At 36.6% G+C, this 11,224-nt stretch carries 10 protein-coding genes and 1 tRNA gene; 1 reads left to right on the top strand and 10 read right to left on the bottom strand.

The features are described from left to right. Positions 1–302: 302 nt before the first annotated feature. Positions 303–1,709 carry a sucrose-specific PTS transporter subunit IIBC gene (locus BN1242_RS05535; protein WP_062352499.1) on the bottom strand — a complete coding sequence of 469 codons (1,407 nt, stop codon included), beginning with the start codon at positions 1,707–1,709 and terminating at the stop codon, positions 303–305. 164 nt (positions 1,710–1,873) lie between these two features. After that, positions 1,874–2,863, bottom strand: a complete 990-nt coding sequence (locus tag BN1242_RS05540; RefSeq protein WP_062352502.1) for a LacI family DNA-binding transcriptional regulator — start codon at positions 2,861–2,863, stop codon at positions 1,874–1,876. A 241-nt stretch (positions 2,864–3,104) separates the two neighbouring features. Here BN1242_RS05540 and BN1242_RS05545 point away from each other — a divergent pair, with 241 nt between their 5' ends. After that, positions 3,105–3,290 (top strand): hypothetical protein, encoded by a 186-nt coding sequence (locus BN1242_RS05545; protein ID WP_062352505.1) that lies wholly within the window; start codon positions 3,105–3,107, stop codon positions 3,288–3,290. 231 nt (positions 3,291–3,521) lie between these two features. On the opposite strand, the gene BN1242_RS05550 is transcribed toward BN1242_RS05545, so the two are convergent. The 8 genes from BN1242_RS05550 to BN1242_RS05585 form a co-directional block, all read right to left on the bottom strand. Next, on the bottom strand, positions 3,522–5,417 hold the full coding sequence (locus BN1242_RS05550) for a PrkA family serine protein kinase (protein ID WP_062352508.1): 1,896 nt from the start codon (positions 5,415–5,417) through the stop codon (positions 3,522–3,524). Between the two features lie 507 nt (positions 5,418–5,924). Next, entirely contained in the window at positions 5,925–6,674 is a 750-nt protein-coding gene (nfsA, locus tag BN1242_RS05555) for an oxygen-insensitive NADPH nitroreductase (protein ID WP_062352511.1), read from the bottom strand. A 104-nt stretch (positions 6,675–6,778) separates the two neighbouring features. Continuing rightward, entirely contained in the window at positions 6,779–7,210 is a 432-nt protein-coding gene (msrB, locus tag BN1242_RS05560; RefSeq protein ID WP_062352513.1) for a peptide-methionine (R)-S-oxide reductase MsrB, read from the bottom strand. Then, positions 7,207–7,743, bottom strand: coding sequence for a peptide-methionine (S)-S-oxide reductase MsrA (gene msrA, locus BN1242_RS05565; protein ID WP_062352516.1), 537 nt, complete (start codon positions 7,741–7,743; stop codon positions 7,207–7,209). Before msrA ends, msrB begins: the two co-directional genes overlap by 4 nt. Before the next feature lie 101 nt (positions 7,744–7,844). Then, positions 7,845–8,318: a tRNA (uridine(34)/cytosine(34)/5-carboxymethylaminomethyluridine(34)-2'-O)-methyltransferase TrmL gene (gene trmL, locus BN1242_RS05570; protein ID WP_062352519.1), complete on the bottom strand. Its 474-nt coding sequence runs from the start codon at positions 8,316–8,318 to the stop codon at positions 7,845–7,847. 34 nt (positions 8,319–8,352) lie between these two features. Next, positions 8,353–9,216 (bottom strand): amidase domain-containing protein, encoded by an 864-nt coding sequence (locus tag BN1242_RS05575; RefSeq protein WP_062352522.1) that lies wholly within the window; start codon positions 9,214–9,216, stop codon positions 8,353–8,355. Positions 9,217–9,391: 175 nt separating this feature from the next. After that, positions 9,392–10,522: a tRNA epoxyqueuosine(34) reductase QueG gene (gene queG / locus BN1242_RS05580; RefSeq protein WP_062352525.1), complete on the bottom strand. Its 1,131-nt coding sequence runs from the start codon at positions 10,520–10,522 to the stop codon at positions 9,392–9,394. A 203-nt stretch (positions 10,523–10,725) separates the two neighbouring features. Beyond that, positions 10,726–10,799: transfer RNA gene (locus tag BN1242_RS05585), tRNA-Gly, on the bottom strand. Positions 10,800–11,224: the final 425 nt, after the last annotated feature.

The raw sequence follows: 11,224 nt of genomic DNA on the forward strand, positions 1-11,224 counted from the left end.
TAGTAACATTTTATACGGTTTCATTATGTTCCTATCGAAACGTAACTAAAAAGACTTCATTGACTTTTTCAAGATGTTATCCCCTACAATGCAAGTAAGGGACAACTCAACTCCATTTTTTTCTAGCGAAAATTTTTTACAATGTATCCAAAGGACCAACTCTGCTCGTGTTTTTCATAAAACTTGTGTAAATAAAAAATTGTTAAAGGGTCATCGTTCTCGTTTATGAGGTCACTTAAAACTAACGATATGTTTAAACATATCTGATAGTACTTAATGTTGTTTGCCAGTACATATTTGTCTTATTCATTACTTATATTTTTTTGCATTTTATCGGAATAACCAAAGAACCAAGTTAAAGTGAAGGCAATTCCAATTGCGACTGCATTTACAAGCAAATATTGTAAAATTTGACCATTTAGATATAACAATGCCCCAGGAATAACAGTAATTGCCATACCAGTACCTTTTAAGCCAAGAATAGATGATAAAAATCCTCCAGCTGCACCACCTATTAATGCCATTACGAATGGTTTAAAGTATCGTAAATTAACACCGAAAATTGCTGGTTCCGTGATACCTAAAAAGGCAGATAACGACGATGGCAATGCTAATGCTTTTAACTTGGCTGACTTAGTTTTCAATCCAACAGCTAATGCCGCACCACCTTGAGCAGCAACAGAACAAGTAATAATTGCATTATAAGGATTATTTCCAAATGCCTCTAACAATTGAATTTCTAACATATTAAAGATATGGTGAACCCCTGTAATCACGATTAATTGGTTTAGACCACCGATGATTAACCCACTAATTCCGAAAGGCCATTCTAATATTGCTTTAAATGTAGATAAAATGATATTTTCTGCTGAATGGAAAATCGGTCCAATGACAAATAACGCCAAAGTAATCATAATTAATAGTGTTAAAAATGGTGTAACGATTAAATCTAGTGCTTCTGGTACTCTTTTACGTATCCATTGCTCTAATTTCGCACCGATAAATCCTGCAATGAAGGCAGGTAAGACGGAGCCTTGATAACCAACTACAGGAATAAAATCAAAGAACATAATTGGCTGCACATCACCACCAGCAACGCCCCAAGCATTTGGTAATGATGGACTTACAAGCATTAAGCCTAAAACGAGACCAATTGTCGGATTTCCCCCAAAAACTCGGAACGTTGACCATGCAACTAGCGCTGGTAAAAAGACAAATGCTGTATCTGTTAGTATTTCAGTAAATAATAAAAAGTTTTTTGATATATCTTCTGGAACTAACCCGAAAAGAGCTAATATTTGCTCCTGCATGATAAGACCGCGTAATCCCATGAATAAACCTGTCGCAACTAAAGCAGGAATAATAGGCACAAACACATCACCAAAAGTTCGTATCGCCCTTTGGAATTTGCTACCTGATTTCACTGCTTCTTTCGATTGCTCAGCTTTAGTCGTTCCAGATACACCTAATTTAATGACTTCATCATAAATTCGATTTACCGTACCGGTACCAAAAATAATTTGATATTGACCAGAGTTAAAAAATGCACCTTTTACTTTATCTGTATTCTCCACTTTTTCTTGATCAATTTTTTCTTTATCTTTAACCATGATTCGTAATCTCGTTGCACAGTGGGCGACAGAAACAATGTTTTCTTGACCTCCAACCGCCTCTAAAACAGATTTTGCAATATTTTGATTTTCCGACATCATTTCCACTCCTTTTTCGTATTTATCATGCCAATTTTGATTAAAAAAATGTGTTAATGAATTTTTTATTTGTCGCGAGGAATCGATTCCAGATTATTTGTTTTTCGTGGAATCGATTCCATTATGTCCGCAAGAACAGAAATCGATTCCACACCTTTTAAAAATTATAAACTATCCCGTTTTATAAGTCTATAACTTAAGATAATTTTTTCTGGTGGTACATGCTCCCCTTGTAAGTTACGTAACAAAATCGTTGCAGCAATTTCACCAGCATGCTCATTTTCATATTGCACTGTCGTTAAACTCGGGGACATATATTTTGATATTTCGGAGGACCCAATTCCAGCAATACTCATTTGTTCCGGGATTTGGATGTTTTGTTCCTTTAAATACGACATCACTCCAATAGCTAGTCGGTCAGTGGCTGCAAAAACGGCATCTGGCATCGTATCTGTTTCAGTAAAAATCGTTTTCATTGCCTGATAACCAAATTTCGACTCAAAACTCCCTGTAATTAACCACTCTTCTCTAACTTCTAGACCATTTTCTCGCATAGCATCTAAAAAACCATTTTTTCGACTAACCCCTACTGCTTCATCTGTTTCTTTTACCCCTATAAAGGCAATTTTCGTTTTACCTTTTTCAATAAACTTTTTTGTTAACGTTTTTGCTGCATGATAATCATCATATACGACGGAGGTGATATTTGGAAAAGTTTGACCAACAGCAACAATTGGAATGGACAATTGTTCCACCTTCGCAACTAATTCTGGCAATACGTTCGTAGCTAGTAAAATTATTCCGTCTACTTGTCGATTGACAAGTAATTGAATGTATTCAAGTTCTTTTTCCATTTGAAGATTTGTATTTGCTAACAAAATTTGATAACCTGCTTCACTTAAAACGGAATCTATTCCGGCCACAACTTTACTCGCAGTCTCCGTACTAATTCTTGGTAAAATTACCCCTACCACTTTCGTTTCTTTCGTCCGCAAAGAGCGTGCTTGCTGGCTCGGGGTATAGCCTGTCTCTTCAATTACTTTTAGCACTCGTTTTCTAGCTTCGTCACTTACATATCCAGAATTGTTGAGAACACGGGATACGGTCGTTCGGGAAACTTGCGCCAATTTGGCAATTTCATTAATTGTTATCATTGCTTTTCACCCTTACCCTTACCTGTTCTGAGTTTATATTAATCATCATCTAATGATGAATGATAGCCATATTTATTTGTATTTTATCTTAATTAAGAAAAACTTACAATGTTCCTTTTAAGCTTCATTAATATTCAACACTATGACAGTAAAACTAGTAGTTTTTTTCATCATTTTTACACGAAAAAAGAACTTTTTTAAAAACTTGTACATATATATGTATTGATTGGAGGGATGAAAAATGGATCGCGCTATTTTACTTTTTCTCGCGAGTATTCTTGCCGGATTTGCCTTACTTAGAATGCCACTTGCTGATACACCACTAGAAAGTATTGAACCTGTCACAACATTATTAGGACTAGTAGCTGTATTAGTGTTCTCTCTAGTAATACTTTATAAGGCAGTTATGGCACTTATAGGAAAGTAATTTTTTCATATTGATAGGTTAAATATAATCCCGAAAAGAAAAGGGCTGTTCCCGAATCAAGTTGTTTTCTCCACTTAGAGCTGAAGTTCATTCAGCGATGGAGTTCTGTACTTGAATTAACGGTTACAGCCCTTGTTTTATGGCGGTACAGCTAATTTCGTTCACTTTAGCAGAGAAGCAAATTAGTTAATTGGACCAAAACCCTTTTTTTAAAAACACGTTTTACGATACCTATCTATTCAACAGGCTTCCAACGTATCGTAAAAGTTCATTTGCTGAAGTGGAGTTATAACCGTACTCATCAATTAGACGCGCAACGACTTCGTTTATTTTTTTCAATTGCTGTTCATCTGGTGTTTTCGTAGATGTAGTAATTTTTACAACGTCTTTTAGGTCAGCGAATAATTTTTTCTGAATTGCTTCTCTTAATCTATCATGGGAACGATAATCAAATCGTTTTCCTTTTCTTGCAAAGGCCGAAATTCGAATTAAAATTTCTTCCCGGAATGCTTTTTTTGCATTTTCCGATATGCCGATTTGCTCTTCAATGGAACGCATTAATTTTTCGTCTGGATTAATTTCTTCATCAGTTAATGGATCACGTAGCTTTGTGCGGTTACAATATGCCTCCACATTATCCAAATAGTTATCCATTAATGTTTTAGCAGATTCCTCATACGAATAAACAAATGCTTTTTGTACTTCTTTTTTTGCAATATCATCATACTGCTTTCTAGCAATGGAGATGAAATTCAAATACCTTTCTTTCAATTCTTGTGTAATGGATGGATGTTGGTCTAACCCTTCTTTTAAGGAGCGCAACACATCTAACGCATTTATTGATTTTACTTCTTTACGGATAATGGTGGAAGAGATTCGATTAATGACGTATCTAGGATCAATCCCACTCATTCCTTCATCAGGGTGTTCCTTTTTCAGCTCAGCTAAATCCGCTGAATTAAAACCTTCAACCGCTTCTCCATCATAAAGGCGCATTTTTTTAATTAAATCAATATCGCCACGCTTTGGTTCTTTCAGCCTCGTTAAGATGGTAAACATTGCTGCAATTTTTATCGTGTGTGGAGCGATATGGACATCGTTCACATCACTTTCGCGAATCATTTTTTCGTAAATTTTTTCTTCCTCCGTAACTTTTAAATTATACGGAATTGGCATGACAATAATTCGCGAGTGAAGGGCCTCATTCTTCTTATTGGAAATAAACGAGCGATATTCAGTTTCGTTCGTATGAGCGACGATAAGTTCATCCGCAGAAATAAGTGCGAATCTCCCCGCTTTAAAATTCCCCTCTTGCGTAAGTGATAATAAATGCCAGAGGAACTTTTCATCACATTTTAACATTTCCTGAAATTCCATCATCCCGCGATTCGCTTTATTCAGTTCACCATCAAATCGATAAGCGCGAGGATCGGATTCCGAACCATACTCAGCGATAGTGGAAAAATCAATACTGCCTGTTAAATCGGCAATATCTTGAGATTTTGGATCGGATGGGCTAAATGTACCGATGCCGACCCGCTTATCCTCGGAGAAGAAAATTCGTTCGACTAACACATCCTCAATCCGACCACCATATTCTTCTTCCAGTCGTAACATATTTAGCGGTGATAAGTTCCCTTCAATCCGAATTCCATATTCTTGATAAAAATCTTCGCGTAAATGGTGTGGAATTAAATGCAGTGGATCTTCGTGCATCGGACAGCCTTTTATCGCGAAAACTGCACCACGTTCCGAGTGGGTATAGGCTTCTAAACCTCGTTTTAACATTGTCACTAAGGTAGACTTACCACCACTTACTGGACCCATTAGTAATAAAATTCGTTTACGTACATCTAATCGTTTAGCTGCAGGATGAAAGTATTCCTCCACAAGTCGCTCAAGTGCTTCATCTAATCCATAAAGTTGGGAACTAAAAAACTTATATTGTTTTCCCGCCTCTGTTTCGTCTATCCCAGCATCTTTAATCATATTATAAACACGTGAATGAGCTGATTGTGCAACCCACGGCTTTTCTTTTAACAGTTCTAAATACTGTGCAAAGGTTCCTTCCCATTTTAACTTTTCTTCCTCTTCCCGATATTTAGATATTTTATCTAATATGTTCACTTAAGAAACCTCCTCAATTACTTTATAGGCACGAATCAGATTTTTCTGACCTAACATTGTTTCTTATCAAGTATTAGTAAATGATGATTGCAACTTATACCTATACTTATATGAACATGCAACAGAAAAAATGAATGATAGACAAGTCTTATTTCATATCATTAACAAAATTTATAAAAGTATTAATTTAGCTGCACATGAACTATCGTAATATACCGCAAAAGCAATAAACTAGAATGTAACTGTGGAAATGTTATTATTTCATTTATTTAAAAAATAAGTTATAATATCATTGAGTTTGTCAAGCAAAGGGTTACATAATTAAAGGGGGAAAAATAGAATGAAGGCACTAATTATTCTCGGGGTTACAATCACATTTTTAATTGCCATCTTCACATCAGGATACAATGATAAACCTGGTACGTATAAAAAATAAACTTTATTCGATAAAAAATAGAGCTGTCCGAAAGTGACAACTCTTTTTTTTGTCAGTTAGATTCTGTTTCATTACTGTTTATTAAAACCTTTCCCTTTAACGAAATCATTCATATACATCCGAACCTTGTTTCCTAACGTTTTCGCCATTTGGTTAGTCCAAGTATCCCCTCGTTTTCCAGCAGTCCGTTCGTGGTAATATTGATGAATGATGTCATTATACTCATGCAAATCATTCCTTATTTTTTCTTGATTAGCTTCGTATTTATTCTCTTTAAAAACATGATGAAGAGGCAGTCGTGGTTTTTGCTCATTCAGTTTTACTGGGTAACCGACAACAAGGGCGAACAATGGGATGACACGCTGTGGTGTTTCGAGAAGTTGACACACTTCTTCTAAATGATTTCGCAAACCACCGATATAACAAATGCCTAAACCTAAAGATTCTGCTGCAATTGCTGCATTTTGGGCTGCTAGTGCTGTATCGATAAGAGCGACCATAAATTTTTCTGTACTTTCTAGCGTTGACGATAACTCTGCTTCCTCCATTTCACCAATTACTTCATGTCGATAAAAATCTGCACAAAAAACGAATAAATAACCATTATTAGCAACATAAGATTGGTTTCCTGCTATTTCAGCCAATTTTCTTTTCACTTCGTAATCGGTAACACCGATAATCGTATAAGGTTGAATAAAGCTTGATGTAGAAGCTGCTTGTGCACTGCGAACAATTAATTCAATTTGTTCCGTAGTTAACGCTTCCTCTGTAAATTGACGTACAGAACGATGTGCTAAAATCGTTTCAATCACTTGATTCATGTTAATTTACTTCCTTTCCGAGTCTCCCTAAAAAATGTTTGATTTACATCATGAGCATTGTTACCCTTATCATTATCTAAAAACTAGGCTACATATAGTAAAAATTATTCAAATAGTTTTTTGTATTTTCCATATCCTTCTTTTTCCAAATCCTCTTTCGGAATAAATTTTAATGCCGCAGAGTTTATACAATAACGAAGTCCAGCAGGTCCAGGTCCATCTGGAAAGACATGTCCTAAATGAGAATCTGCAGTTTTACTTCTTACTTCCGTGCGAATCATATTATGACTTGTATCTAGTTTTTCAGTAATCTCCGACTCATCTATTGGTTTTGTAAAACTCGGCCAGCCACATCCTGCATCATACTTATCTTTTGAACTGAAAAGAGGTTTTCCTGAAATGATATCAACATATATTCCTTCTTGAAAATGATTCCAATATTCATTGCGAAATGGTGGTTCTGTTCCATTATTTTGGGTAACTTCATAAGCTAACGGCGATAATTGTTTCAACACATCTTCTTTCGGTTTATTCAATCTTGATCACCCCAGTTAGTTTTTATAAATTTTGCCCGCCCTGATCCAACAAAATAAGATTCATAGTGAAGGGGATTCTTTTTATAATAATCTTGATGGTATTCTTCTGCTGGATAAAATTCCTTCGCTCGTAATATCGCTGTCACAATCGGCTTTGTAAATTTCCTGCTCTTTTCCAGTTTCTGCTTTGAGATTTCCGCTTGTTGTTTTTGTTGTTCATTATGATAAAAGATTGCCGTTTGATATGATAAGCCACGATCAAAAAACTGTCCACCTGGATCTGTCGGATCAATTACTTGCCAAAATATTTGCAATAATTTTTCATATGAAATGATAGTAGGGTCAAAACTTATTTGGACTGCTTCCCGGTGACCTGTTGTTTCGGAACACACTTCTTCATATGTTGGATTACACTTCGTTCCACCAGTGTAGCCGGAAATAACTTTTTTTACTCCTTCATATTTGTCAAACGGTTTTACCATACACCAAAAACAACCGCCAGCAAATGTTGCTAACTCCAATTTTTCAGACATTCTTTTCACCTTCCTTTATGTCTTACCTTTATTTTACTTCAATGGATGCTAATCAATATAATAAAAAGACTTTGCCTATATTAGACAAAGTCACACATTAACTACTTTAAATTAGGAAAATTTTGTTGCCTCAATGCTTCGTAAATAAGAATTGCAGCAGTATTGGACAAATTCAATGAACGAACATTGTTATTCATCGGGATTCGCAAACATCGTTCTTTATTTTTTTCAATTAAATCCATTGGCAATCCATTCGTCTCTCGACCAAACATAAAAAAGTAATCTTTATCTTTGCGGCTATAATCAAAGTCAGTATAAAATTTATCGCCAAATGTTTCAATATAGTAAAATTCCCCACCAACATTTTGGACGAAAAACTCATCCAAAGAATCATAATAATGTATTTTTACAAAAGACCAGTAGTCAAGGCCTGCTCTTTTTAACATTTTATCACCAGTGGAAAAACCTAATGGTCGAATTAAATGTAAATGAGTATCAGTTGCCGCACACGTTCTAGCAATATTCCCTGTATTGGCTGGAATTTCTGGTTGGTATAGTACTACATTTAGTGTCACACTATTTCACCTCGTACAAAAGTTGCAGATTATGTTAATTATCGTCAATAATTGTAAAAAATTTATAGTTAATATTATCGGTGTATGCAGAGGAATCTTCATAAGACCAATAGCGCATCCGACTATTTGTTGTGTGCGCATTGACAAGGGGCATCCCGTTATAGTCCTTTGCCGTAACTATCGTCGTATGATCAAAACGCCCATCTCCTTGAAAATCATAGCAAATAACATCACCAAGCCGCAATTCCCGAGGATCTTGAACTTCTTTCGCCCGGAGACCAGTCTTTGATTGGCCTAAATACCAACGGAGTGAATGGGCAACAGACCAACTAAAGCTCCAATTGTTATTTTGATACCACCAGCCATTGCTTCGGTTCGGAAACCCCCGCATTGGTGCCCCGCCAGCATATAGACATTGGGATATATAGTTCGTACAATCTACTTGGAATTTTCTAAACTGTGGATTATAATCATTCCACCAACGTTCCGCATATTGGACTGCTTTCCTGCGGTCATACGTATAGGCGATTCGCTCTAACCCGCTATTTGAATCCATAGTCAGATTGGGAAGTTCTGTTCTATCAATAAATACTTCCTCCTCATCCGCCATTAAAGTTTCTTTATAAAACTGTGCTTTTCTATCTTCCAGCTCTTCTTCCACAAAAACATTTTTCCCTTGTCTTATTACGTAAAGAAAGTGAACTTGATAATAAACTTGAGTATGATTATCTGTTTTTTCCTCTTTTAAAATTTTCCCAGTTGCTCGCGCCTTAATAATTTCCCCATCTCGTTTGGAAAGTACCGCTTTCTTTCGTTCTATTTTAGAGCAACCCGTTTCTTTATCATTGATACATTGATTAACTCTTCTTTGTAATAAAGCTTCCAATTGTTGAATCATATATACACGCTCCTTTCATACTATTCGTATGAAAGGATTGTGTTAGGATAACCCTGAATTTTACGTTTTGTTAAACTTTGTCGGTGTACTCCGTAAATTCCAGTCACCTTTCACTCCTATGAACAAGTTGAAAAATAATATGCTATATTTTTACCGATTCTTTTTTTAAGAGTAGCTACGACTTAATGACTGCAAGAGCTTGATCAATTTCTTTTTTCACATCAGGATCTTTTTCCGTTAGTTTTGCTTGGACGAGGATTTGTTTTGCTTGCTCGCCACCAATTTTACTTAATGCCCAAGCAGTGGTTGAGCGGATCACTGGGCGTTCATCGTTCATTGTTTTTTCAAGGTCTGGTAATGCCGTTTCGTCTTTAAAATGACCTAGTGCAATGATGGCATTCCGTTGAATGGGCTTTTTACCACGCCACGCCCCTGCTACATGACCAAATTTTTCCTTAAATTTCCGATTGCTTAAATGAAGGATTGGTTTTAATAGCGGTTTTGCTATTTCCGCTTCTGGCTCAAGTTCTTTGTGAAAATGAAAATCTACTCCGCGATTATACGGACAAACGACTTGACAAGTATCACAGCCGTACAGACGGTTACCGATGACAGAACGGTATTGTTCCGGCAATGTATCTTTCGTTTGTGTTAAATATGAGATACAGATTTTTGCATTAATTTGTCCTCCTTGTACAAGTGCTCCAGTAGGACAAGCATCTAAACATTTTGTACAAGAACCGCATTGATCTTCCATTGGTGTATCAGGTTCAAATGGAATATTTGTAATCATTTCTCCCAAATAAACAAATGAGCCAAATTCCGGTGTAATAATGGCACAATTTTTTCCGCTCCAGCCAATACCTGCTCGCTCTGCAACAGCACGGTCAGATAATTCTCCGGTGTCCACCATTGACTTACAGCGAGCTTCGGGGTACTTTTCTAAAATAAATTGCTCTAGTAAATGGAGCCGTTTCCTTAAGACGAGATGATAATCTTCTCCCCAAGAGGCACGGGCAAATAATCCGCGTCGTTCTCCTTTTCCACCGCGAACATGCTCCTTCATTTTGGAAGGATAGGCTACCGCAATCGAAATGATTGATTGGGGTTTATCAAAAAGAAGTGCTGGATTGGTTCGTTTTTCGATGTCTGGTTCTTCAAAACCAGATTGGTAGTTTAATTCTTTTTGTCGGATTAACCGATTTTTTAACTCTGTGAAAGGATCAGTAGAAGCAAAGCCAATTTTATCAATACCGATCGTTTGTGCATATTCAATGATTTCGCGTTTTAACTGCTGGTAGTCCATCATCCGTACCTCCTTTCTCGATTTGTATAACTTTATATATATATTAAGGTTCGTTTTGAAAGTTAGTGTTTGATGCCACTATAAAATAGATTATCATATTCCAACGGAAGAGAAAATCTGTTTCTTTTTGGTAGCATGACAATAGTAAAAAACGCAATGCTTCGTTCTTTGCGATACGAAACACTGCGTTGCTCAAATATGTATGGAGCGGGTGATGGGAATCGAACCCACGACAACAGCTTGGAAGGCTGTGGTTTTACCATTAAACTACACCCGCATTATAAAATTATAGTTATTTTTTAAGTATTTGTTCTTGAGAACGGACAGCCTTCCTTGTCATGCCTCTTCCTCTGATAGCTTATTCGAAGAGGATGGATGCGTCGAGGCAACTCGTAGATGATTCACGGATGCGTCGCTCGTGGCTGTGGTTTTACCATTAAACTACACCCGCATTATAAAATTATAGTTATTTTTTAAGTATTTGTTCTTGAGAACGGACAGCCTTCCTTGTCATGCCTCTTCCTCTGATAGCTTATTCGAAGAGGATGGATGCGTCGAGGCAACTCGTAGATGATTCACGGATGCGTCGCTCGTGGCTGTGGTTTTACCATTATGCCCCTGCATCTTCTAGCTTTTTCAGAGGTGATGGGTGCTTCGGGGCAACTCGTCGTATTTTCAAAGATGCTTCGCTCGTAACTACAC

It is taken from the genome of Bacillus kwashiorkori (genome assembly GCF_001375515.1).
Taxonomy (GTDB): Bacteria; Bacillota; Bacilli; order Bacillales; family Caldibacillaceae; genus Bacillus_BK; species Bacillus_BK kwashiorkori.

Excerpts from the sequence above, each read along its gene's own strand:
- BN1242_RS05545 (WP_062352505.1), top strand. The coding sequence starts at position 3,105 with ATGGATCGCGCTATTTTACTTTTTCTCGCGAGTATTCTTGCCGGATTT.
- nfsA (WP_062352511.1), bottom strand. The coding sequence starts at position 6,674 with ATGAATCAAGTGATTGAAACGATTTTAGCACATCGTTCTGTACGTCAA.
- BN1242_RS05535 (WP_062352499.1), bottom strand. The coding sequence starts at position 1,709 with ATGTCGGAAAATCAAAATATTGCAAAATCTGTTTTAGAGGCGGTTGGA.
- queG (WP_062352525.1), bottom strand. The coding sequence starts at position 10,522 with ATGGACTACCAGCAGTTAAAACGCGAAATCATTGAATATGCACAAACG.
- msrA (WP_062352516.1), bottom strand. The coding sequence starts at position 7,743 with ATGTCTGAAAAATTGGAGTTAGCAACATTTGCTGGCGGTTGTTTTTGG.
- BN1242_RS05540 (WP_062352502.1), bottom strand. The coding sequence starts at position 2,863 with ATGATAACAATTAATGAAATTGCCAAATTGGCGCAAGTTTCCCGAACG.
- BN1242_RS05575 (WP_062352522.1), bottom strand. The coding sequence starts at position 9,216 with ATGATTCAACAATTGGAAGCTTTATTACAAAGAAGAGTTAATCAATGT.